We start from the raw sequence: 24,026 nt of genomic DNA on the forward strand, positions 1-24,026 counted from the left end.
AATAATTAATCAAACAACAATTATGAAAAGAGTATTATTTTCAATGGTTTTATTAATGACTGTCAGCTTCTCATTTGCTCAGATGAAGATCGTAAAAGAAGCAAAAAGAGCAGCTACTGATGTAAACCCTGATTTAAGAAAAGCAGAACAGTTGATCAGTGAAGCAATCAAAAATCCTGAAACTAAGGATCTTGCTGAGACATGGGACATTGCTGGAGATATTCAAAAACGTATTAATGCTGAGGAGACTAAGAATGCTTTTGTAACAAAAAAGCTTGATACTTTAAGAGCATATAATAGCATTCTTAAAATGTTTGAATATTTTGCAAAATGTGATGAGTTAGCACAAATACCTGATGAAAAGGGTAAAATTAAGAATAAATATAGAAAGGCGAATGCTGCTAGTTTGATAAATGAACGTTCTAATTTGATCAATGGAGGTGTATTTGTTTTTAATAAGGATCAAAATAAAGAAGCTTTAAAGTTCTTTGCAACATACGTAGAATCAGCTTCTTACCCTATGTTAGCAGATCAAGAAATCGCAAAAAAAGATTCTTCTTTGTCACTGATCGCATATTATGCAACGTTAGCTGCTGATAGAATAGGCGATAAGGACGCGATTATTAAATATGCGCCTATTGCTATAGATGACGTAGATAATGGTAAATTTGCAATGCAATTACTTTCAGATGCTTACAAAGCAAAAGGAGATACAGCTGCATGGGTTAAATCATTAGAACAAGGTATTACGAAATTTCCAGGAAATGATTATTTCTTTGCTAATCTGATTGATTATTATAGCAATGCTAACCAACTTTCAAAAGCAATGGAATTTGCTGATAAAATGTTATCTACAGATGCAAATAATAAAATGTATTTGTATGTAAAAGCATATCTTTATCATAACATGAAAGATTATGATAACGCTATTGAATACTTTAAGAAAGCTATTGCTGTTGATCCTAATTATGTAGAAGCATATTCTAATATAGGGCTAGCATACTTGATGAAAGCTCAAGAATTTATTGAAAAAGCAACGACTGATATCAATGATCCTAAATATGCTGAAAATCAAGCTACCTTAAAGAAATTCTATGAAGAAGCTAAACCCTTCTATGAAAAAGCTAGAGCTTTAAAACCTGATCAAAAAGATTTGTGGTTGCAAGGTCTTTATCGTGTTTACTACAACTTGAATATGGGACCTGAGTTTGAGGAAATCGATAAGTTAATGAATAAATAAATAATATCTTATTCAGAATTATAAAGCCTCCCAAAGAAATTTTATTTTGGGAGGCTTTATTTTTATGTGAATTAAGAATTATGAGTAGAAGGGATGAAGTTATATTTATTCTTTTCTATATTGTATTAAACATAATAGTGATTATTCCTTGAAAATAAGTCCCGTTTTCCATCTTGTATAATCATCTGATCACAAGCAGCGGAGTATCAGAATGGAAAAGCATTTTTCGTGCAATACCAGGATTAAATAATCGGGCAAATATATTTCTTTTATAAGATGTCATTGTTATTATATCTATCTGATGATCTTTGATGTATTGATCAAGTCCTTTTAAAAGATTATCATTCATAACAACATCATAGTGTATCTCAAGTCCAGGATATTGTTTATGAAAATATTCCTTTATACCAGCAAGCTTTATTTCATTCCAAGTATCTTTTGATTCAGCTAAATGTATAAACGACACAGAAAAATGAAATGCTTTCCAAGCATTAAAGAATGTCTCAAAAGCAATCAAATCTCTCTGATCAAAATTGGTTAGGAATGCTATTCGTTTGGCATCATTGAATTGTTTAAATGGAGTATTTTCAGGAATTGCCAATACTGCTGTACGACTTCGTTCAATAACTTCAGCGGTAACACTACCAATAAGATCAATATCTTTCTGGTTTTTACCCCTTGTGCCCATTATGATAACTTTGGGATGTTGTTCTTTTACATATCTTAAAATTTCTTCTTCTGGAATGCCCTCACGCAATATACAAGTATATTTAATATTAGGAAATTCTCCAGATGCAATTTTTTTCTTTATCTTATCTGATAGTATTTCAAGATCTGAATGTACCTTTTGGATGATTATTTTTACAGATTCTTCATCTCCAATCTGATAATTGAAAACATCACCATATGGTAATGAAGATGCATATATTGGAGTGAAATAAACATGCAAAAGAATTACTTCAGAATCCTCTACATTTGCTAATTTAAATCCAAATTCACATGCTTTTATCGAATAATCTGAAAAATCGACAGGAATCAATATTTTATTTGATTGCTTTTCAATTTTAGGGTCCTTCTCTCCCACTATACTTTCAGCTAACCATGTAGAACTTTCTGTTATTTTTAACACACGTGGTAAATCACTCTCTTTAATTCTTAAACGCACACCTGAAGATACAACTGGCTGAATTTGGTTCACATTGTGAATGTACGTTTCTATACCTTCATTTTCAAGGACATTCTTCAATATCTGAGCTTTCGTATATGTCAGAATGGCTAGAGTTACTAATTTATCTTCCATAAATAATACATTTTTAAGGTAAACAAAAAAGAAATCCCAATTGTTTCGACGCAATTGGGATCCATACTGATATATTTTAAACTTGCACAGGTTCGGTAGCTTGCTCTTTTTGCATTCTCAAATTCAATTCATCTAGAATTTTTAAGGCCCGATCGAGAACGGTCGTATCATCTAACATTACAAGCCCACCATCCGGACCAGGCTCAAGATGTATTCCGACACTTTTTCCTTCCTTGAAATTATGGCCTCCGAAAAAGTTACGCACTGTATCTACATGCAAACCTAGTTCATCTGCTATTCTATGCATGCTACCGCTAGGCAATGAATCTTTAATCTTACGAAGTTCATTAAATGTTATTGTTCTCATGTCTCGTAAATTTAATGGTTAATATTATGTGACTCATTTATCACGCTATAAACATAAGCAAAAAAAAGATAAAACAAATTATTTGCTTATCTTTTTTTCTAGAATTGATAAATTCTCTTAACGTTTTAGATTACTTCAATAGTGTTAGCCGGTACCCAGCCTACTTTACCATCTTCTAATCGTATTTCTTTCCATTCTTTCATAGAATTATCTTTGATATTAACTTTTCGTCCTTCATGAAGAATAAAAAGACTAGTGCCACTTTCGCTTGGTGTACTACGAACAGTGACACTAGGATTCACGACAATTGCATCATCTCTATTTACTAAACGTTCTTTTTGTTCTGAAGCAAAGAGATTTGAACATACAGTAATAATTAAAAAAAATATCCCGAAAATAAAGCCAAGCTTTTTCCATAAAATCTGTTTGGAAAAGATAAAAAAGTAGAGAGCAACAATTAAGAGAATAAAAGAAACAATCCCCCAAGTAGCCCACGCATCAACACTCATACTATTGATAAGTGTCTTAGTCCATGAAACAAAGAATATTTCTGGAACAGCTTCAACTTTATCTACGGTTTTCGCACGCGCAATTTCCAAATTAGCACGAATATCACTATTTCCTGGCTGTAAAAGTAAAGCACGTTCGTAATTTAATATAGCTTTAGCTATCTCATCAATTTTATAATAACTGTTTCCTAAATTATAATAAACTTCAGCTGATTCTCCATTTTTCAATAAGTCCTCATATATCTGTATAGCCAACGCAAAGTCATTCTTAATGTATGCGGAATCTCCCTCTGCTTTGGTAGCATTCTCTATTTGTGTATTTGAAAACGTAGTAGAATGAATAGAATCAACTCCAACTACCTGCAGAGTATCAGTAGATAATGAGTCTTGCCCAAAGCAAACTATCGATATTGACAATAGTACGAAAAATAATATTTTTTTCATGATACAAATTCTTCTGGATTAATGTTTTATTGAATTTTCCATTTTGCTTATTACTTCCACAGAAGATAAATATACTTTATCCATCGCCTGATTCTCATCTCCCGGAGCAAAGCGAGCAAATTCACACTCATTCAAGGCATTTAGGAATTCCTTAATTAGTTCTTCATTTACTCCATGATTTCTCAGTTTTTCTTCAATATTATCTTTTGATAAACGAGAAACTGGAATATTTAGTTTGTCGCTAATATAACCCCACAATGTTTTCAAAACTTCATCGTAGAAAGCATCCTTCTTATTTTCTGATAATAATTTACCGGCCAACTTCATACGTTTAGTTGCTACCTTATTTGCCTTCTTCGTACGCATCTTTGCAACATTTGCATTTTCACTAGCTTGTTTACGATAAACAATAATGAAAATAATAAAAGCAAAAGCAGGAATGATATAGAATAACCAATATGTCATAGAACCATAAATGAAACTTCCTTTCGGATGGAAAGTTACTTCATTTTGCTTTATATAACGTATATCTTCTCCTAGTACCTTCAGATCTTCTTTATTAGTAAAGTTAGCGATTACTTGGTCTGCATTACCCGCACCTTTCTCTACATTTACTACATACTCTTCTGTTTTCAAAGTCTTATACGACTTAGAACGAATATCAAAATAGCTAAAGGTCACACCTGGTATTTTATAGCTCCCAGCATGTCTTGGAATTGCTAGATATTCTATGATTTTACTTCCCGTAAGTCCTTCACGAGTTAATCTGACTTGATTATCAACTTTAGGATCATATACTTCAAAATCATCCGGGAATTTGATTTTTGGTTCTGATATCAGTTTAAGATTTCCAGTACCAGAAATCACTAATTTGACAGTGACTGCATCATTGGTTTTTACCTCCTTACTATTAATCGAAGAAGAAATAGTAAATTCTCCTACTCCACCTGAAAAACCTGCAGGTTTACCTTCTGGAAGAGGGCTCACATTTACTGCAATCTTAGGAGTAGCAATCGTTTTTCTTATATCTACAACATTACTTCCACCATTAAAAAAGGCGTCAAATGGATCATCAGATTGTACAGGCTTCCTAATTATCATTTGGAACTGAGCAGGATCTATAAAAAGCTTGCCAGACTGTTGAGGAAAAAGTACAAATTGACGATAGACTGTGGTAAAATAATTACGACCATTTTCATGTTCTTGAGTCCATCTCGAGTCTCCTGTCATTTCAATCTCTTGAGAATGGAAACCCTTAAAATCAGGAAGTTTGGCATTCTCTAAACGTAGATTAGTCTCCCTAGTATATATTTTATATGCCAGGACAAATGCTTCCTGCTCAAACACTGTTGTTTTGCTAATAGTAGCTTTAATAAACAAATCTTGATTAGATACGCTTGTGCTGGAAGATCCTCCACCATTTTGACTACTACTACCAGCTTGATCTTGAGGTAAAACCTTTATTTTTACAGAGTTTGATACCATCTGATTACCCTCAGCGACAATTGAAGCTCCCGGAATTGTATATTCACCAACATTTGTTGCCATCAAAATATATGTAAACACAACAATACTTGAGGAAGTTACATTACCATTGATGATTTGTGTACTACTCTGTTTTGAACTGCTTGGTCCCATCAAGACATCAAACCCCTCCTTAATGGCCGGTATCTGGAACTCCTTTACATTTTGTGTAGTTACAGTAAAAGATAGTTTGAATTGCTCACCAACTACCACAACATCAGGAGCAGAAGCAGTAAACGTCACTTTATCTGCTAATGCCTGAGAGCCATATGCCATCAATGCTATCAATATAACAATCAGTTTTCTCATTGCTTATGAAATTTATATCATCAACTTTATTATTACCAATCTTTCTCCAAGCGACCTCCCTGAAGAACTTTCTGCTGTTTCTTTACTTTGTCCTGTACATCTTTTTCATCCTGCATTACTGAATTCAGCAATTGTTCTGCATTTTCCTTTGACATCTGATTATCTTTCTTATCAGACTTTGGCGGTTGTTGCTGATCTTTTTTATTATCTTGCTTTTGGTCATTTTGTTTATCTTTATTCTGATCCTGCTTTTGGTCTTGTTTCTGCTGTTGATCCTTATCCTTATCTTGATTCTGGTTTTGATCTTGATTTTGTTGTTGATCTTTCAGCATTTTTTGTGCAAGTGCCAAATTATATCGTGTTTCATTATCCGTAGGATTATTACGTAAAGACATTTTATATGCCTCTACAGCTTTAGCATAATCCTTACCAGATTGAAGGAGTACACCCATATTATGATAAATCTGAGCTAACTTAGTTTTATCCTTTTCAATGTTACTAGCAGCAGCATATTGCTCCATCGCATCTTTAAACTTTTGCTGCTGTGAAAGCGTATTACCTAAGTTATACATAGACACTGTAGATTTAGGATTTGCCTCCAGAGCCTTTCGGTAATTCACCTCCGCATCTACAAATACACTATCATTAAACAAACGATTTCCCTTACGGATATAGTCACGTTCTGCCTTTTGAGCCGAAGCCCCAACAGCTAACGACAGAAAGACAGCTAATAGAATATATTTACTTTTTGACATACGCATAACTACTTCTTATTATTAGAGAATAGATGAACGTTCTTAAACAACGGGTTTTTACGATCTAAAATTAATATTTCAGCCAATAACAATAGTAATATAATCCACGCTATTGCTTGGAACTGCTCATTATATTCTGTATATACCTTTGATTCTACGTCAGATTTAGCCATTTTATTTATTTCTTGGTTAATAGCTTTCTGAGCTGAATTAGTATTATCGACACGTACATAAATTCCTTTTCCATCTTTTGCTATTTCCTGACACATTGCTTCATTCAAGCGCGTAACAATTACATTACCTTCCCGGTCACGACGATAATCATTGGTCCCAACTTCTGGAATTGGTGCACCTTCAGGCATACCGACTCCCAAAACATTTACTTGAATACCTTTCTCAGCAGCAGCTTTAGCTGCTTCTACAGCTCCCCCCTCATGATTCTCACCATCTGTAATAACGATAATGGCACGTCCTACCCCTTCCTGAGGAGTAAAACTACGTGCGGCTAAGTTGATAGCTTCACCAATTGCTGTACCCTGCTTAGAAATCAATGATGGATTAATAGATTCCAAAAACATTTTCGCAGAAATATAATCACTAGTAATTGGTAATTGGGTAAAAGCATCTCCCGCAAATACAATCATACCGACTTTATCATTATCCAGTTCATCTACAAGCCTGGAGATTAATCGCTTTGCTTTTTCCAAACGACTTGGTTGTACATCTTCCGCCAACATTGAATTAGAAATATCTAATGCAATGATAACCTCTACTCCTTTCCGTTTCACAGTCTCCAATTTTGAGCCAAATTGAGGACGAGCCAATAATACAGAGAATAAACCAATAACTGCAAATAAAATCCAGAATTTTATATCTGGACGATATTTAGATACATCAGGCATTAGCTGAGCCAGCAACATTGGATCTCCGAATCGACGGATATTTCTCCGTCTCCTGTAATTAGAATACAAATAGAAAGCTGCTAAAAAGGGTAATAACAGCAATAAATATAAATATGCAGGTTCTTCAAATCGAAACATCTTCTTTTTATTTAACGATTTACAGATTACAATTGGTAAAACTTAGTTTATGGAATTCTCTTAAGTATTGAGTTACGCAATAAAACTTCCAACAACACACAAAGGAAAGCAGCTAGTGCGAACCATTGATATTCTTCGTCCCGCTTGCTATATTCTTTTACATTCAATTTTGTTTTCTCCAACTTATCAATTTCTTCATATACCTCTTGCAGTTTTGAGTTGCTCGTAGCACGGAAATAATTACCATCCGTAGTTCCAGCAATCTGTGTCAATGTCTTCTCATCAATTTCTACCGGCATATTAATATATTGTATTGTATTTCCGACAGGATATGGATAAGGAGCCAAACCATTTGTTCCAACACCAATGGTATAGACACGAATACCAAAACTTTTAGCTATTTCGGCTGCTGTTAAAGGAGAAATATCACCTTTATTATTAGTACCGTCCGTCAATAGAATGATTACTTTCGATTTAGCTTTGCTATCCTTCAAACGAGTGACAGCATTTGCAATTCCCATACCAACCGCTGTTCCATCTTCGATAAGACCGCATTTTATATTATGGATCATATCAAGTAACACAGCATGGTCTACAGTTAGCGGACACTGAGTAAAAGTCTCGCCGGCAAACAAAGTTATACCAACATTATCATTTGGACGACCATTAATAAATTCCGCAGCTACATCTTTTGCCGCCTCCAATCTATTAGGCTTTAAATCTTCAGCCAACATACTGGTAGATACGTCAATAGCTAACATGATATCAATTCCTTCTATCTCACTATTTTGCCATTTATTAGTAGTTTGCGGACGTGCAAGTACCAAAATAACCAGCACCAAAGCAATGATGTGCAGCAGAAATGGAGCATGCAGCAAATAATTCTTATAACTTTTAGAAGTATGAGCATATACTCTTGCATCCGAAATCTGAAGAGCTGCTTCACTTTTCTTTCGCTTCAGAATATACCATACTATATAAGGTATAAGCAATAATAGCAGAAACAAATATTCAATATTGGCAAAAACCATTTTATTTATATTTTAACAGTTTACTATTTAGTATTCAAGCAAGGTATCTTTTATGCAAAAAGCTCATATAGCTGTAAACCTATATATATAAAGGTACCAACCAATGCAGCTGACAATAATACAATTCCACAAATAAGGAATACTTTCGCATGCAAAGAACGTTTCTCAATGATAGTGATTTCCGTAGGCTGTGGCTTCTGATTCTCTTCTTCCGGTTGCTTAGTCTCATTAATGAAGTCAATGGCATTAACCAAATTCATGTCATTTTCGTTCATTAACGGATCATGTTTAGCAAATTTCACCAAATCGGCAGTCTGGAAAAGAAATCTCAAATCTGATATCGCATCCTTATCTTTGATTTCCAGTAATTTATCTATAATCTCAGATGATGTCATTTCAAGAGCATTGAATCCAAAACGGTCTCTAATATATGTACGAATTGCATCTGTTAGTTCTGTATAATACTCCTTCGGTTGTCCTTTTTGCCAAACTTTCTCGTTCTTGATACGCTCTATTTCCTGTAAAGCAGCCTGATGTGGTGGCAACTTAGGTTCAACCTTGATCTTTCGAATGATAGGCTTATTATCACGAATACGGATAATAAAATAAATTAATAGACCAAGAAGAGGAAATGCTATAAATGAGCAAGCAAGCAAGCCATACCAATCTTCCCATGCAAAAGGTGCTTTCATCACAGTTTTCTGACCGAAAAATTGATCTGGATGAAGAGTATCTACTGGCATTGAATAAACTTTCAATGCTAAAGCTTTCGATTTATAAACTTTCCCATCTACAGTGACAGGTATCGGTGGTATATAATACAAAGCCGAATCAAAAGATGTGATAGTGTATTCCTGAGTGATCAGCATACGTTGGCGATCATTCAGAAATTGTGTATCCGGTTTGGCTGTTTCCACAATTTCAATCCCTGGTACTATCGTATCTGTATAAGCCGGAAAGATTGCACGTTGCTTAGCGTCCATAGCTACTTGCAATTGCAACTTCGCCTGTTCACCAATCCATATCTGCAACGAATCGATTTTTGCTTCCACCGTAACAGATTGTGCAGCTACTCTACTTATACACAGTAGACATAATAATGCTATCAGAATATAATTTCTATTCATCTTTAGTTCCGTTAATTTCGTTTGGCAAATAAATTCAACAATGCCTTTACGTAATCCTCATCAGTTCTCACAGACACAGCATCCACATTACTTTTGGTAAATGTGTCATTCAATTCAGCTTGTTTCTGGATCCACCAGTCACGATGTGCACGGCGTACTGCCTTAGAAGAAGTATCAATCCATTGCTCATGTCCTGTTTCTGCATCTTTGATCCGCATTAACCCTACAGGAGGTAAATCACTGACTCTTCTATCATAAACTTGTAATGCCACAACATCATGTTTCCGGTTAGCAATGGTCATTGCATTTTTAAAGCTTTCCTGATCGATAAAGTCCGATAATATAAATGCAGTGCAACGTCTTTTCATTACATTAGTCAAATATTCCAATGCAAGACGAATATTCGTACGTCGACTTTCCGGATGAAAATCAAGTAGTTCACGAATAATATACAAAATATGCTTACGTCCTTTTTTAGGAGGAATAAACTTTTCGATTCTGTCTGAAAAGAAAATTACACCAATTTTATCATTATTCTGGATGGCTGAAAAAGCAAGAGTAGCAGCAATTTCCGTTACCATATCCTTTTTCAACTGTTTGACAGTACCAAATTCCAAACTTCCGGAAACATCAACCATTAACATAACTGTCAGTTCGCGTTCTTCTTCAAACACTTTCACATAAGGTTTGTTGAAGCGCGCTGTCACATTCCAGTCAATGTCACGTATATCATCACCAAATTGATACTCACGAACTTCCGAGAAAGACATACCTCTACCTTTGAAAGCCGAATGATATTGGCCTGCAAAGATATTGTTAGACAATCCACGTGTCTTGATCTCAATCTGACGAACCTTCTTTAATATTTCACTTGTTTCCATTCTAATAATTATACAGTAGTTAATAGTAAGTAGCCAAACAAATTTTAATGACTACTAATTGACTGTATTATAATCGAAAATTAAGGCACTTCAACCTTATTCAGAATTTTACTGATAATTTCGTCTGAAGTCATGTTATTAGCTTCTGCTTCATATGTCAATCCAATACGATGACGAAGAACATCATGGGCAACAGCGCGAACATCTTCTGGAATTACATAACCACGACGCTTGATGAAAGCGTATGTACGTGCAGCCAATGCCAGATTAATAGAAGCACGAGGTGATCCACCGAATCCGATCATATCTTTTAGTTCCTTTAGATCGTATTTCTCTGGGAAACGAGTTGCAAATACAATATCTACAATATAGCGCTCAATCTTTTCATCCAGATAAACCTGACGAACGACCTTACGTGCTTCAATGATTTCATCTGCTTTCAAGATTGGTCTTACATTGATTTTATCTCCATTAATATTCTGGCGGATAATCAGTTTTTCTTCTTCCAATTTTGGATAATCGATCACTACTTTCAGCATGAAACGGTCTACTTGTGCTTCAGGAAGCGGATAAGTACCTTCTTGTTCAATCGGATTCTGAGTTGCAAGTACCAAGAATGGTTCTGGCAATAAGAAAGTTTCTTTACCGATAGTTACTTGACGCTCCTGCATGGCTTCCAGCAAAGCACTCTGCACTTTGGCCGGAGCACGATTGATTTCATCCGCTAAAACAAAATTAGCAAAGATGGGACCTCTTTGAACTTTAAAAGATTCGTCTTTCTGACTGTAAACCATAGTACCGATAACGTCGGCAGGTAATAAATCGGGCGTAAACTGAATACGGCTATATTTCGCATCTATTAAAGAAGCGAGTGTTTTGATAGCCAAAGTTTTTGCCAAACCAGGTACACCTTCGAGGAGAACGTGTCCGTCGGACAATAATCCGATAAGCAATGATTCAACCAAATGTTTCTGACCAACAATAATTTGGTCCATACCTGTCGTAAGATTGGTAACGAAAGCACTTTGTCTTTCAATCCGCTCATTCAACTCGCGGATATCAATTGATTCAGCCATAAATACTTAATATTTTATTATTTAAATTCCAATAATTAATATGTACCTTGCAATACTTAATTAGTTTTTTATTTTGCTTCCAAAAGTACGCCATATAATTAACGATTGCAACTAATTTTTATTAAAAAACAATGCGAAATCTTTAGATTAAGGTACTTTCATACGGTTTTGTATATCCATAACATTTCACCCGATCATATACTATTCATATAGATCGGGTGAAAGTAATTATCTTTTTATTTTTTTGTTAGCTCCGGTATCTTGATTTTTGTACCATATGGAACCGTATTCGGATTCTTTATAACGTTCGGATTGTGTTTTACAATATAAGGCCACATTCCTTTTGTTCCATAATACCGTAATGAAACTTTAGTCAAAGTTTCCCCTTCTTTAATTGTATGGGTAGTTTTTGTTCCGGTAATTGTATAGGATACAGAGTCCGAATATACAGGAGCTGAAGCCTGTTTCTGAGTTGCTTTACTTTCTGTTTTTACAGAAGTTTCCGGTTCTTTCTTCACGACAGGTTGTGATACCGTCACTTCCTCCGCCTCTGTTGTTACATTTGGAGTAACTACAATAATTGTATCTTTCTTTCCAATACTATCAAGTAACTGTGATTCAGGCTGTACGGGTTGAGTAGTCACAGGCATATCAATAGCTTCCTTATTAGGGGAAGAAGTGAAAATATCCGGATAATAAATGTATAAAACAGCACCTCCACATAATAATAAAACAATAATAATTATAGCTATTAAATATGGGACAGGAGATTTCTCCTTTTGAACTACCACTTTTGTAACAGCTTCCTGCCGAACAGTTTCCGGTTGTACCTTAGAAATTACCGGTTCCAAATTTGCTTTCTCAAGTTCCTGAGCTATGATTGTTTCAGCTGAAAGAACTTCTTGCTTTATATACTTAGATTCAGACTGCTGTTTAAATATAGTCTCTTCTTTCTCTTCCGGCTGTATAGTTGTCCTTTCTACTTCGGCAGTTTCAGGAGCTAGACTCTCCTCTCGCGATTCTTCTACAATTTCCTCTCGTACCACTTTATCTTTAATGACAGTTTCTTCTGCTTCAGAATCATTACCTACATTGTTCTCAATAATAATTTCTTTGGTAACCTGCACTTCTTGAGTTAGTACAGGTTGTTCATGGATTTCAGAAGTTTCTTGTATTTCTGTAATCTTATCTTTAGCTTGATCAATCCCATTCTTATTATTATCGCTCCCTTGTATTGCCGTTCCCTCTCCATTTTCATCTTCTTCTGTTTCTTCTTCAGCAGTATCTTCCAGCACTGTATTTTCATTCAGTACAACAGTTTCAAAATGCGAGAAAGGCTTATTGATCGTTTCTCTCAAGTTAGGATCCGGAGTAAATGACACCTTTGTATGTCCCTTTATCTGAAACCTTTCACCTGTATTCACATTAACACTTTCCCGACTATCTACATCAATAAGTTTGAAAGTACCCAATCCTTTGATTTTCACATACTTCTCAATCTCCAAGGCTTGTTCTATCAAAAGAAAAAACTCTTTGACAAACGCCTCGGCGTCTTTTTTGGTCATGCTATGTTTTGCAGCCAATAAGTCGGTAAGGTCTTGAATTGTTAGTCTTTCATTCATAATGGGAAATATTTATTTAAACTTATCTTTCAGGTTATTACTAGGCTTATAAGATAAAACCAATTTGGGAGGAATCAGCATACGCTGTTTGGTAGCAGGATTAATTGATATTCGTTCTGCTTTCTTTCTTACCTCAAAAGTGCCGAATCCCTGTATCGTAATACCATTTCCTTCCTCCAATCCTTGTATCATCTCAGACAATAAAGAACTTATCAATTCGGAAGTATCTTTAATAGTATATCCCAGTCTATCTGCCAGCTCTGATGTAAACTCCTTATTATTCATAGCTATTTATAATCTTTGCATATAAATCAAAATCATCTGCATCCATCACTTCTACCTGATAAAAACGTCCGATCTTTAACTCCTGTTCAGTAGAACTAATTAAAACTTCCGGATCGACTTCCGGTGAATCAAATTCGGTTCGTCCAATATAATAATCACCTTCTATCCGATCGATAATGACTTTCATTTGTTTGCCAATCTTTTCTGCACTCAATTCTGCAGAAATATTTTGTTGGATATCCATTAATTCATCCAATCGGTCTTGTTTGAGCTCTTGAGGAATAGAATCTTCATATTGTTGTGCAGCATAAGTACCTTCTTCTTCCGAATATGCAAAAGCTCCCATTCTGTCAAAGCGCACGTTGCGTACAAATTCTTTCAATTCTTTAAAGTCCTCTTCTGTCTCTCCGGGATGTCCTACCATTAAAGTTGTACGTAGATGTATACCTGGAACTTCTTTGCGGAATTGCTCTATCAGTTTATAAGTATCCTCTTTAGTTACCTGCCGACGCATCATCTTCAGCATATTGTCACTGATATGTTGCAAAGCGATATCCATGTATTTACATACATTATCCCGTTCCCGCATTACACGGAACAAGTCTGTAGGGAAATGTGCCGGATAAGCATAATGTAGACGAATCCATTCCACACCCGGTATTTCGGAAATACGCTCAATGAGTTCAGGCAGCATTTGCTTTTTGTACAAGTCTACACCATAATAAGTCAGTTCCTGTGCTATTACCTGAAACTCTTTCACCCCTTGAGATACCAGATATCTTACTTCGTCCAAAATTTCTTCCATTGGTTTAGAAACATGGCTTCCCGTAATAATAGGAATAGCACAATAAGAACATTTACGGTCGCATCCTTCTGATATTTTTAGATAAGCGTAATGTTTTGGAGTCGTCAAAGTGCGTTCAATATACAAATCTTCATGATATGTCTTTCCTAAGTCTTGCAAAAGCTCCTTCCAGTTAAATTTACCATAGAATTTGTCTACTTGCGGTATTTCAATAGCTAATTCGTTCAAATAACGTTCGGAAAGGCACCCCATCACAAATAATTGCTTTAAGTCGCCCTCCTCTTTCCTTTGTGCAAACTCAAGAATCATATTGATAGATTCCTCTTTTGCATCACCAATAAAGCCACATGTATTAATTACCGCAATTTCTCCGTCAGGATTTTCAGTATCATGAGTTACAGTATATCCTACCTCCTCCAATTGACGCATCAATTGTTCTGAATCAACTAAATTTTTAGAGCACCCTAAAGTTATAATGTCTATTTTTCTTCTTCTCATGCGTTCTCTCCAAACAGGGAATCAACAAATTCATTCTTGCGGAAAACTTGCAAGTCCTCCATACCTTCACCCAGTCCGATGTATTTTACAGGAATTTTGAATTGATCGGAAATACCGATAACAACTCCTCCTTTGGCTGTTCCATCCAGTTTGGTTATTGCCATGGCAGTTACTTCAGTTGCCAAAGTGAACTGTTTAGCTTGTTCAAAAGCATTCTGTCCAGTAGAACCGTCCAATACCAGCAACACTTCGTCAGGAGCAGTAGGTACAACCTTCTTCATTACATTTTTGATTTTAGTCAGCTCATTCATCAATCCCACTTTATTATGCAAACGTCCGGCAGTATCAATGATCACTACATCCGCATTATTAGATACAGCAGAACTGAGTGTATCAAAAGCTACAGAAGCAGGATCCGCGCCCATTTTCTGTTTAACTACAGGAACTCCGACCCGTTCTCCCCAGATCATCAATTGTTCCACAGCGGCAGCACGGAAAGTATCGGCAGCACCCAAATAAACAGATTTTCCCGCTTTTTTAAATTGATAAGCCAGTTTACCAATTGTTGTAGTTTTACCCACCCCATTAACTCCGACTACCATAATAACATACGGTTTCTTTTCAATTGGCAAATCAAAATCTGCCACATCATCCGAATTATTTTCGGTTAAAAGTGCAGCAATTTCATCACGCAATATATGATTCAACTCCTGAGTATTTACATATTTATCAGCAGCTGCACGTTTTTCAATCCTTTTGATTATGTTCAATGTAGTTTCTACACCTACATCGGAAGTAATCAATACTTCCTCCAGATTATCCAACACTTCATCGTCTACCTTTGACTTACCAGCCACAGCACGAGCAATTTTACTAAAAACGCTCTCTTTGGTTTTAGATAATCCTTTATCTAAAGTTTCCTTCTTTTCTTTTGAAAAAAAACTAAAAAATCCCATATTTCCGGTTGTTTCTATAATACATTATGCTACAAAGATATAACAAAGGATTGAGAAAGTAAAAAAAGAAGCAAAAAAAATCCCCTTATTGCTTACCAATAAGAGGATTTTGTATATATAGCGTATATGCTATTTCGATTATTTTTTGAAAAAGTCTTGTACTTTTTCGTTTGGAACCATTTGTTCATCAAAAATGTAAGCTCCAGTCTTCGGAGATTTTACCATTTTGATAACCTTGGTATAAGCACGACCTTCTTTGCTACCTTCGTGCAAACTTGCTACTGTTTTCTTTGCCATGGGTTATACTATCTTTATTATTTAATTTCTTTGTGTACTGTTACTTTCTTCAAGATTGGGTTATATTTTTTCAACTCAAGTCTCTCTGTAGTATTTTTTCTGTTCTTAGTTGTGATATAACGAGATGTTCCCGGCATTCCACTGTCTTTGTGTTCTGTACATTCCAGAATCACTTGCACTCTGTTACCTTTTGCTTTCTTTGCCATTGTAAGTTTTCTCCTCTACTATTTAGCCGATTACTTTAATGCTTTTCCAATCACAATAACCTTTAGCTACTGCATCAGTCAGTGCAGCATCCAGGCCTTTTTTGTTGATAATACGCAGACCATTAGCGCAAAGGCTAAGGCTGATCCAACAATTCTGTTCTACATAATAGAACTTCTTGTTAAACAAGTTCAAATCAAAGGTTCTTTTAGTTCTTCTCTTTGAGTGTGAAACATTGTTGCCAATCATGGCTTTCTTTCCGGTAATTTGACAAATCTTCGACATTTCTATCTTATTTTTATAGTTTTATATCTAACATATTTCAAACAGGACGCAAAGTAAGCACTTTTATCCGTATAAAACAAGTAATTCATTAAATAATTCACGTATAAACACCAATTTTTCTTTATTTGAGAAGATCACGAAGCATTAACAATGCATTATTGCCCGCTCTTTCAATATTCATCGCTCTTCCCCGATTTGTTTCCTGTTTATAAGTGCGGATTTCGTTTTTATAACCAGCGGCTATCCAAACAGTGCCAACCGGCTTTTCTGGGGTCCCCCCATTGGGGCCAGCTATTCCAGAAGTTGCAACTGCACAATCAGTTTTCAACGCTTTCATCGCACCTTTTACCATCTCAATGACAGTTTCCTCACTTACCGCACCGTGTTGTGCTAATGTTTCGGACGAAACATGTAATAATCCCATCTTTACGTCGTTAGAATAAGCCACTATTCCCCCATTAAAATATTCAGAACTTCCAGAAATAGAAGTTAGGCGTGCCGCAATACTTCCTCCTGTACAACTTTCTGCGGTGGAAACGGTTAATTTCTTCTTTTTCAAAAGGTCACCCACAATCATTTCTAGCGGTGTATCTTCTTCGCTAAAAATATCATCACCTAGAATTTCTTCTAACTTTACTTTTTCACGATTAAGAATATTAACCAATTTCACTTTATCATTTCCTCTTCCAGTCAATCGAAGACGAATAATCCCAGGTTTTGGCAAATATGCTAATTTGATGCATTCCGGAAGAGCTGTTTCCCATGGCTCTAGCTTTTCCGCCAGTACCGATTCGGGATAGTGTTGCACAAGGAAAGTCTGATGGATAATAACATCCGTTTGAAATCTTTCCTGTAATTTAGACAAAACGGACTCTTTCATCACAGCGGTCATCTCCTGAGGAACACCGGGCATTGACACAAGTACTTTATCTCCTCTTTCAAACCAACTAACAGATGCGCTTCCTATAGGATTATTAATCACCGTACAGTCTTTGGGAACCATCGCCTGACTCTTATTCAACGCATTCATCGGTATTTTTCCGGCAAGTACACGCTTGATATTCTCATATACATCTTCATTGAACACTAATTCAGTGTGAAAATACTCACAAAGAGTCTGTTTAGTGATATCGTCTTTAGTCGGACCAAGCCCTCCGGTTACCAAGACAATATTTGCCCTTTTCATCGCACTGTCAATCGCTTCTGTAATCTCTTCCTTTCGATCGCGAATTGAGACAATGCGAAGAACTTCTATACCTATTTTATTTAATTCCTGCCCCATCCAGGCGGAATTTGTATCGATGACCTGCCCTATCAGCAGTTCATCACCAATGGTAATAATCTCAGCAAACATATTTCCCTTATACTTTTAATAGCACTTATACCTTATATTATATAGGTATGTATATTACACTAATCCTTTGAAATTATTCTATTCTCTCGTTTCACGTACATGATCCGTTCGATTTACGTACGTGATTTCATCAGACTACGTACGTGGAGCGATCAGATCTCGTATATGAAACGAAGAAACCCCATATGGAAAACTACTTAATGAAGGCTTCATCTCCTCTTAATTCTCCCAGGTTTATCTATTAATAATAGAAGAATATTAGTCTTTTGATAGACTTTTATTATCGTTTTTCCTACTTTTATTACCATCTACTGTCACTTTAATTATTACCATTTAAATAAATATCAAACAGATTATTATTCTTAGATATGACAGGTGAAAATAAAAAACGAATTATAGTGTAACGCGAGAATATGCAGGAAGTTCAATAGAACAAAAATCTTTATCCAGATACTTGAAATACCCTGTAATAGCAATCATAGCAGCATTATCAGTAGTATAACTAAACTTAGGAATAAAGATATTCCAACCATATTTCTCTGCATGTTCGCGGAAAGAGTTACGTAATCCGTTATTTGCAGATACTCCACCAGCTACAGCAACTTCCTTTATATTATATTGTTTGGCTGCTTTCCGCAACTTATCCATAAGAATGTCAACAACAGTAGCTTCAAGCGATGCGGCTAAATCGACTTTATGATGTTCGATGAAGTCAGGATCTTCCTTCAACCAATCACGAAGTGAATAAAGAAACGAGGTTTTCAATCCGCTGAAACTATAATTAAGCCCTGGAATATGAGGTTTACTGAACGTAAATGCTTTTGGGTTTCCCTGACGTGCCAATTTATCTATAATAGGACCACCGGGATAACCGAGTCCCATTACTTTAGAGCATTTATCAATAGCTTCTCCGGCAGCATCGTCAATAGTCTGTCCGAGAATCTCCATATCATTATAAGCTTTTACCAATACAATTTGCGAATTTCCCCCGGAAACCAACAGGCAAAGAAAAGGAAATTCCGGCTGTTTATTTTCTTCTCCTTCAACTTTAATAAAATGAGCTAAGACATGCCCTATCAAGTGATTAACATCAATCAAAGGAATATTGAGTGAACGTGCAAATCCTTTTGCAAAAGAAACTCCTACTAATAAAGAACCCATCAATCCCGGTCCACGTGTAAATGCCACCGCACTCAATTCTTCTTTAGTAACACCTGCCCGTTTTAGTGCTTCGTGTACTACTGGTACAATATTTTGTTGATGTGCCCGAGAAGCTAGTTCCGGTACGACACCGCCATAAGCTTCATGTACAGCTTGACTTGATACCACATTTGACAGCAGATAACCATCCTTAATTACGGCTGCCGACGTATCATCACAGGAGGATTCAATTCCTAATATTATTGCACTCATAAGTTATTAAACTATTAAACGGTGCAAAAGTAATGATAAAACTACGATTCATAACGAACTATTTTATATTTTTGTTCGCAAAATAAAATTATCGCTTATCAGAACGCTGAAAAAGACCGTACGTTGGGTAGTCGGAATTGTACTTGTAGTATATATCGGGACTATTACATTGCTGAATATTCCAAATGTTCAGCATGCTATGAGTGCGTTCATAGCTGAAGAATTATCTAAAGTATTAAAAACACATCTGACAATTGGCAGAATTAATATAGGATTATTAAACCGTATTATCATCGATGACGTGGTGCTAAACGACCAGAGTGACAAGGAAATGTTGAAAGTCACTCGTTTGTCTGCCAAATTCGATATTATTCCTTTCTTTAAAGGCAAAATATCTATCAGCAGTGTTCAATTGTTTGGTTTCAACATTAATCTGAATAAACAAACCCCCGACTCTCCTCCTAACTTTAAGTTTGTTTTGGATGCTTTTGCTTCTAAAGATACTGTAAAGAAAGACAATTCTTTGGATTTGCGTATTAATTCAGTTTTAATTCGTCGAGGGAAACTGTCTTATCATATTTTATCAGAGGAAAATACACCCGAAAAGTTCAATGCAAAACATATTCAGCTTCAAAATATCATTGCGAACATATCTTTAAAGGCAATGAACAAGGATTCATTGAACGTAGGTATTAAACGGTTAAGTTGGATGAAAAGATATCCGGCTTTTCTTTGAAGAAACTGAGCATGAAGCTTGTGGCTAACAAAGAACGGATGAGCATTGATAACTTTGCTGTTGAGTTGCCTGAAACTTTTTTGAAAATGGATACAATTCGTATGGAGTACGATAGTCTGAAAGCCTTCGACCATTTTTCAGAAAAGGTTCGTTTTTCGTTCCGTACATTACCGTCACAAATTACTCTGAAAGACATTTCTCCATTCGTACCAGCCTTGTCACATTTCAAAGAACCGATAACTTTGGATATGGAAGTTGATGGCACAGTTGATCAATTAAACTGCTCTCATCTTGAGATCACTGCTGACAATCGACAATTCCGGCTTTCAGGAGACGTATCACTGCAAGATCTATCTCGTCCACAGGATGCATATGTATTTGGTACACTTTCAGAATTTGCCGCAAATACTCGTGGAGTTGGTTTTCTGGTGCGTAATTTAAGCTCTAATTATAATGGAGTACCTCCCGTTTTAGAACATTTAGGGAATATTAATTTCCGCGGAGAAGTTTCCGGATACTTTACGGACTTGGTCACCTATGGTCAATTATCGACTAGTATCGGAAACGTAAATATGGACTTGAAACTAAGTTCTGATAAAGTAAAGGGACTGTTTGCTTATTCCGGAGCGGTTAAGACTAATGATTTTGAATTAGGAACACTGCTGGGCAATGACAAATTGGGAGAAATTACATTTAATCTAGATGTTCGTGGGCGGCACATTGATAAACAACTGCCTACAGTTGAACTGAAAGGATTGATAGCTTCATTAGAATATAGTAGATACAAATATGAGAATATTACATTGGACGGTGAATATAAACAAGGAGGATTCAATGGAAAAGTAGCATTGGATGACCCCAACGGTTCTATTTATCTAAATGGGGATGTCAATGTTACTTCAAAGATTCCGACGTTCAATTTCTTGGCTGTGATTACCAGACTTCGTCCCAATGATTTGAATTTGACACCCCAATATGCTGAAACAGAATTCTCTTTAAAAGTAAAAGCTAATTTTTCGGGAGGTTCTGTGGATGAAATGATTGGGCAAATCAATATCGATAGTTTGGAAGTTAATGGTCCGGATAAAAGTTATTTCATGAAAAACATGAATATTAGTGCTACCCGAGAAAACGATGAAAATCAGCTTAAACTAATATCTGAGTTTCTGACAGCAAGTATAAAAGGACATTTTCAGTATCATACATTGCCAGCCAGTATTCTTAATATTACACGACGATATATTCCTTCTTTGGTATTGCCTTCTAAAAAAACGATTGACACACATAATAATTTTCAATTTGACGTAAGCATATATAATACCGACATTTTATCCACTGTCTTTAATATTCCACTGAGTGTATATACTCATTCTACTTTGAAAGGATATGTCAATGATACTTTGCAGCGTATACGGATAGAAGGATATTTTCCTCGTTTACAATATAAAGACAATTACATAGAATCGGGAATGGTATTATGTGAGAACTCTTCTGATTTTATTCGTGCAAGAATTCGCCTGACTAATCTGAAGAAAAAAGGAGCTGTCAATTTATCAGTGGATGCCCAAGCAAAAGATGACAACATCAGTACAACTCTGAATTGGGGAAATAGTGCGGTAACAACATATAGTGGTCAGTTATCAGCTGTAGCTAAGTTCTTACGTACTGAGGGTGAAAAGCCTTTATTAAAAACAGTAGTTGATGTAAAACCAACAGATGTTATATTAAATGATACAATATGGCAGATACACCCTTCACAAGTGGTAGTAGATTCGGGTAAAATAGATGTAAAGAACTTCTATTTTAGTCATCGTGACCGTTATATACGTATCAACGGACAGCTCTCTGAGAATCCTGAAGATACGGTGAAAGTTGATTTGAAGGACATTAATATGGGTTATGTCTTTGACATTGCCAGAATATCTGACGATGTCAATTTTGAAGGAGATGCTTCTGGAACAGCTTATGCTAGTGGAGTCTTGAAAAAGCCGGTGATGAATACCCATTTGTTCGTAAAGAACTTTTCGTTGAATCAGGGGCGCTTGGGAGATTTAAATGTATATGGTGCCTGGGATAATGAAAATAGAGGTATCCTTCTGGATGCATCTATCAAAGATATATCCCGTTCTCCGTCACGAGTTACTGGAATTATATATCCTCTAAAACCTGAAAGTGGTCTTGACTTAAACATCGAAGCTAATCAACTGAATTTAAAGTTTCTTGAATTTTATATGAAGTCGATAGCAAATGACATCAAAGGACGAGCTACAGGTAAAGTGCATTTCTATGGTAAGTTCAAAGGATTAAATTTGGACGGTGCAGTCATGACAGACGCATCGATGAAATTCGACATTTTAAATACGCGGTTTGCTGTTAAAGATACAATTCGACTTGCTCCTACAGGACTGACGTTCGATCGGATTCATATTGCTGATGCGGAAGGACATTCAGGAACAATGAATGGATATTTACACTTTGAGCATTTCAAAAACATTAACTATCGCTTTGAGATACAAGCTAATAATATGCTGCTGATGAATACCAAGGAATCTACAGATATTCCTTTTTATGGAACAGTATATGGAACAGGAAATGCCGTACTTACCGGAAATGCCATACAAGGACTTGATGCGAATGTAGCAATGACAACTAACCGAAATACAAACTTTACTTATATCAATGGAAATGTTGCATCAGCTACGAGCAATCAGTTTATCAAATTTGTAGATAAAACACCTCATCGTACCATTCAGGATTCTGTTCAGGTAATGTCGTATTATGAACAAATGCAACAAAAGCTCCAAGCTGTCGAAGAAGAACGAAAGACCGATATTCGATTAAATATTCTGGTAGATGCAACTCCAGACGCTACAATGCGGATTATCATGGATCCAGTTGCAGGGGATTATATTAGTGCCAAAGGAACAGGAAATCTCCGAACCGAATTTTATAATAAGGGAGATGTGAAAATGTTTGGTAGTTACCGAATTAGTCAAGGAGTATATAAGTTTAGTTTACAAGAAGTAATTCGTAAGGACTTTGTGATAAAAGATGGTAGTACAATCAACTTCAATGGTACTCCATTGGATGCTAATATGGATATTCAGGCTTCTTATACGGTCAACTCTGCATCTTTGAATGATTTAATTCCAGATGAAGCTACAGCAGCTGTTATTCAACAGCCCAATGTTCGTGTTAATTGTATTATGTATTTGAGTGGTATGTTAGTTCACCCTACTATAAAATTAGGAATTGAACTACCAAATGAAAGAGATGAGATCCAAACATTGGTAAGAAATTATATTAGTACGGAAGAACAGATGAATATGCAAATTCTTTATTTATTGGGAATCGGTAAATTCTATACTGAAAATAATCGAAGTAATAACCAAAATTCTAATGTAATGTCATCTGTACTCTCTTCTACTCTTTCCGGACAGTTGAATAATGCTTTATCTCAGGTTTTTGAAACAAACAATTGGAATATCGGAACAAACCTGAGTACTGGTGATAAGGGCTGGACAGATATGGAAATAGAAGGTATTTTATCGGGGCAGTTACTAAATAACCGCCTTTTGATTAATGGTAACTTTGGTTATCGCGACAATCCTATGGCAAATACAAATTTCATAGGTGACTTCGAAGCTGAGTGGTTATTGAATCGTTCGGGAGATATCCGGTTAAAAGCTTATAATGAAACAAATGATCGTTATTACACAAAGACAAATCTGACAACACAAGGTGTAGGTGTCATGTACAAAAAAGATTTCGATAAGTGGAAGGAACTTTTCTTCTGGAATAAGTGGAAAATACGTAATCTGAGAAAGAAGGAAGTTGAAAAGATCGAAAAGCTGGAATCCGATAGTATTGGGCAACAAGCAAAATCGGAAATGAAAAGGAAACGTGAAAAATAGCATTACTCAAAATGGTAACGCTATCTTAGCCATATAATAACACTATAAGCATCG

20 protein-coding genes and 1 pseudogene are annotated in these 24,026 nt (G+C 35.7%); 2 read left to right on the plus strand and 19 right to left on the minus strand.

Annotated elements, in window-relative coordinates; translation table 11 throughout:
• Nucleotides 1–22 precede the first annotated feature (22 nt).
• On the plus strand, nt 23–1,240 hold the full coding sequence (locus tag JCM17102_RS04545) for a tetratricopeptide repeat protein (protein ID WP_025074170.1): 1,218 nt from the start codon (nt 23–25) through the stop codon (nt 1,238–1,240).
• A 181-nt stretch (nt 1,241–1,421) separates the two neighbouring features.
• On the opposite strand, the gene JCM17102_RS04550 is transcribed toward JCM17102_RS04545, so the two are convergent.
• The 19 genes from JCM17102_RS04550 to tsaD all read right to left on the minus strand — a co-directional run bounded on the left by JCM17102_RS04550 (nt 1,422) and on the right by tsaD (nt 19,322).
• A complete protein-coding gene (locus JCM17102_RS04550; RefSeq protein WP_025074171.1) occupies nt 1,422–2,540 on the minus strand; it encodes a universal stress protein in 1,119 nt (372 codons plus the stop codon).
• Nucleotides 2,541–2,616: 76 nt separating this feature from the next.
• Nucleotides 2,617–2,907, minus strand: coding sequence for a hypothetical protein (locus JCM17102_RS04555; protein ID WP_025074172.1), 291 nt, complete (start codon nt 2,905–2,907; stop codon nt 2,617–2,619).
• Nucleotides 2,908–3,032: 125 nt separating this feature from the next.
• Nucleotides 3,033–3,860, minus strand: a complete 828-nt coding sequence (locus JCM17102_RS04560; protein WP_025074173.1) for a tetratricopeptide repeat protein — start codon at nt 3,858–3,860, stop codon at nt 3,033–3,035.
• Nucleotides 3,861–3,878: 18 nt separating this feature from the next.
• Nucleotides 3,879–5,693: a BatD family protein gene (locus JCM17102_RS04565; RefSeq protein ID WP_025074174.1), complete on the minus strand. Its 1,815-nt coding sequence runs from the start codon at nt 5,691–5,693 to the stop codon at nt 3,879–3,881.
• Nucleotides 5,694–5,725: 32 nt separating this feature from the next.
• Nucleotides 5,726–6,448, minus strand: a complete 723-nt coding sequence (locus JCM17102_RS04570; protein ID WP_025074175.1) for a tetratricopeptide repeat protein — start codon at nt 6,446–6,448, stop codon at nt 5,726–5,728.
• 8 nt (nt 6,449–6,456) lie between these two features.
• Entirely contained in the window at nt 6,457–7,488 is a 1,032-nt protein-coding gene (locus tag JCM17102_RS04575; RefSeq protein ID WP_025074176.1) for a VWA domain-containing protein, read from the minus strand.
• A gap of 47 nt (nt 7,489–7,535) precedes the next feature.
• Nucleotides 7,536–8,519: a vWA domain-containing protein gene (locus JCM17102_RS04580; protein WP_025074177.1), complete on the minus strand. Its 984-nt coding sequence runs from the start codon at nt 8,517–8,519 to the stop codon at nt 7,536–7,538.
• Between the two features lie 50 nt (nt 8,520–8,569).
• Nucleotides 8,570–9,646, minus strand: a complete 1,077-nt coding sequence (locus JCM17102_RS04585) for a BatD family protein (protein ID WP_025074178.1) — start codon at nt 9,644–9,646, stop codon at nt 8,570–8,572.
• 11 nt (nt 9,647–9,657) lie between these two features.
• The gene (locus JCM17102_RS04590; RefSeq protein ID WP_025074179.1) at nt 9,658–10,527 is read right to left on the minus strand and encodes a DUF58 domain-containing protein; all 870 of its coding nucleotides are present in this window, start codon (nt 10,525–10,527) and stop codon (nt 9,658–9,660) included.
• Nucleotides 10,528–10,607: 80 nt separating this feature from the next.
• Nucleotides 10,608–11,603 (minus strand): AAA family ATPase, encoded by a 996-nt coding sequence (locus JCM17102_RS04595; RefSeq protein WP_025074180.1) that lies wholly within the window; start codon nt 11,601–11,603, stop codon nt 10,608–10,610.
• A gap of 236 nt (nt 11,604–11,839) precedes the next feature.
• Nucleotides 11,840–13,225, minus strand: a complete 1,386-nt coding sequence (locus JCM17102_RS04600; protein ID WP_025074181.1) for an HU family DNA-binding protein — start codon at nt 13,223–13,225, stop codon at nt 11,840–11,842.
• Nucleotides 13,226–13,237: 12 nt separating this feature from the next.
• Complete coding sequence (locus tag JCM17102_RS04605) at nt 13,238–13,510, minus strand: HU family DNA-binding protein (RefSeq protein WP_025074182.1); 273 nt, start codon at nt 13,508–13,510, stop codon at nt 13,238–13,240.
• A complete protein-coding gene (gene rimO, locus JCM17102_RS04610) occupies nt 13,503–14,813 on the minus strand; it encodes a 30S ribosomal protein S12 methylthiotransferase RimO (protein WP_025074183.1) in 1,311 nt (436 codons plus the stop codon). The genes JCM17102_RS04605 and rimO overlap by 8 nt, the downstream gene beginning before the upstream one ends.
• Nucleotides 14,810–15,769 (minus strand): signal recognition particle-docking protein FtsY, encoded by a 960-nt coding sequence (gene ftsY, locus JCM17102_RS04615; RefSeq protein WP_025074184.1) that lies wholly within the window; start codon nt 15,767–15,769, stop codon nt 14,810–14,812. The genes rimO and ftsY overlap by 4 nt, the downstream gene beginning before the upstream one ends.
• A 138-nt stretch (nt 15,770–15,907) precedes the next feature.
• Entirely contained in the window at nt 15,908–16,066 is a 159-nt protein-coding gene (locus JCM17102_RS29490; RefSeq protein ID WP_005777897.1) for a DUF4295 domain-containing protein, read from the minus strand.
• Between the two features lie 17 nt (nt 16,067–16,083).
• Nucleotides 16,084–16,272 carry a 50S ribosomal protein L33 gene (rpmG, locus tag JCM17102_RS04625; protein WP_025074185.1) on the minus strand — a complete coding sequence of 63 codons (189 nt, stop codon included), beginning with the start codon at nt 16,270–16,272 and terminating at the stop codon, nt 16,084–16,086.
• Between the two features lie 22 nt (nt 16,273–16,294).
• On the minus strand, nt 16,295–16,555 hold the full coding sequence (rpmB, locus tag JCM17102_RS04630) for a 50S ribosomal protein L28 (protein WP_025074186.1): 261 nt from the start codon (nt 16,553–16,555) through the stop codon (nt 16,295–16,297).
• Between the two features lie 121 nt (nt 16,556–16,676).
• Entirely contained in the window at nt 16,677–17,909 is a 1,233-nt protein-coding gene (locus tag JCM17102_RS04635) for a competence/damage-inducible protein A (RefSeq protein WP_025074187.1), read from the minus strand.
• Between the two features lie 393 nt (nt 17,910–18,302).
• A complete protein-coding gene (gene tsaD / locus JCM17102_RS04640; RefSeq protein ID WP_025074188.1) occupies nt 18,303–19,322 on the minus strand; it encodes a tRNA (adenosine(37)-N6)-threonylcarbamoyltransferase complex transferase subunit TsaD in 1,020 nt (339 codons plus the stop codon).
• Between the two features lie 199 nt (nt 19,323–19,521).
• Between tsaD and JCM17102_RS26205 the strand changes: the two are divergent.
• Nucleotides 19,522–23,972: pseudogene (locus JCM17102_RS26205) on the plus strand (translocation/assembly module TamB domain-containing protein).
• The last annotated feature ends 54 nt before the right edge of the window (nt 23,973–24,026 follow it).

Origin of the sequence: Bacteroides faecichinchillae JCM 17102 (assembly GCF_000614145.1) — a bacterium.
GTDB lineage: Bacteria > Bacteroidota > Bacteroidia > Bacteroidales > Bacteroidaceae > Bacteroides > Bacteroides faecichinchillae.

What these genes read in the sequence shown, in the direction of transcription:
- rimO (WP_025074183.1), bottom strand. Translation starts at nt 14,813, where the DNA reads ATGAGAAGAAGAAAAATAGACATTATAACTTTAGGGTGCTCTAAAAAT.
- tsaD (WP_025074188.1), bottom strand. Translation starts at nt 19,322, where the DNA reads ATGAGTGCAATAATATTAGGAATTGAATCCTCCTGTGATGATACGTCG.
- JCM17102_RS04595 (WP_025074180.1), bottom strand. Translation starts at nt 11,603, where the DNA reads ATGGCTGAATCAATTGATATCCGCGAGTTGAATGAGCGGATTGAAAGA.
- JCM17102_RS04575 (WP_025074176.1), bottom strand. Translation starts at nt 7,488, where the DNA reads ATGTTTCGATTTGAAGAACCTGCATATTTATATTTATTGCTGTTATTA.
- JCM17102_RS04565 (WP_025074174.1), bottom strand. Translation starts at nt 5,693, where the DNA reads ATGAGAAAACTGATTGTTATATTGATAGCATTGATGGCATATGGCTCT.
- ftsY (WP_025074184.1), bottom strand. Translation starts at nt 15,769, where the DNA reads ATGGGATTTTTTAGTTTTTTTTCAAAAGAAAAGAAGGAAACTTTAGAT.
- JCM17102_RS04570 (WP_025074175.1), bottom strand. Translation starts at nt 6,448, where the DNA reads ATGTCAAAAAGTAAATATATTCTATTAGCTGTCTTTCTGTCGTTAGCT.
- JCM17102_RS04560 (WP_025074173.1), bottom strand. Translation starts at nt 3,860, where the DNA reads ATGAAAAAAATATTATTTTTCGTACTATTGTCAATATCGATAGTTTGC.
- JCM17102_RS04580 (WP_025074177.1), bottom strand. Translation starts at nt 8,519, where the DNA reads ATGGTTTTTGCCAATATTGAATATTTGTTTCTGCTATTATTGCTTATA.
- JCM17102_RS04600 (WP_025074181.1), bottom strand. Translation starts at nt 13,225, where the DNA reads ATGAATGAAAGACTAACAATTCAAGACCTTACCGACTTATTGGCTGCA.
- JCM17102_RS04545 (WP_025074170.1), top strand. Translation starts at nt 23, where the DNA reads ATGAAAAGAGTATTATTTTCAATGGTTTTATTAATGACTGTCAGCTTC.
- rpmB (WP_025074186.1), bottom strand. Translation starts at nt 16,555, where the DNA reads ATGTCGAAGATTTGTCAAATTACCGGAAAGAAAGCCATGATTGGCAAC.
- JCM17102_RS04550 (WP_025074171.1), bottom strand. Translation starts at nt 2,540, where the DNA reads ATGGAAGATAAATTAGTAACTCTAGCCATTCTGACATATACGAAAGCT.
- JCM17102_RS04605 (WP_025074182.1), bottom strand. Translation starts at nt 13,510, where the DNA reads ATGAATAATAAGGAGTTTACATCAGAGCTGGCAGATAGACTGGGATAT.
- JCM17102_RS04555 (WP_025074172.1), bottom strand. Translation starts at nt 2,907, where the DNA reads ATGAGAACAATAACATTTAATGAACTTCGTAAGATTAAAGATTCATTG.
- JCM17102_RS04590 (WP_025074179.1), bottom strand. Translation starts at nt 10,527, where the DNA reads ATGGAAACAAGTGAAATATTAAAGAAGGTTCGTCAGATTGAGATCAAG.
- JCM17102_RS04635 (WP_025074187.1), bottom strand. Translation starts at nt 17,909, where the DNA reads ATGTTTGCTGAGATTATTACCATTGGTGATGAACTGCTGATAGGGCAG.
- JCM17102_RS29490 (WP_005777897.1), bottom strand. Translation starts at nt 16,066, where the DNA reads ATGGCAAAGAAAACAGTAGCAAGTTTGCACGAAGGTAGCAAAGAAGGT.
- JCM17102_RS04585 (WP_025074178.1), bottom strand. Translation starts at nt 9,646, where the DNA reads ATGAATAGAAATTATATTCTGATAGCATTATTATGTCTACTGTGTATA.
- rpmG (WP_025074185.1), bottom strand. Translation starts at nt 16,272, where the DNA reads ATGGCAAAGAAAGCAAAAGGTAACAGAGTGCAAGTGATTCTGGAATGT.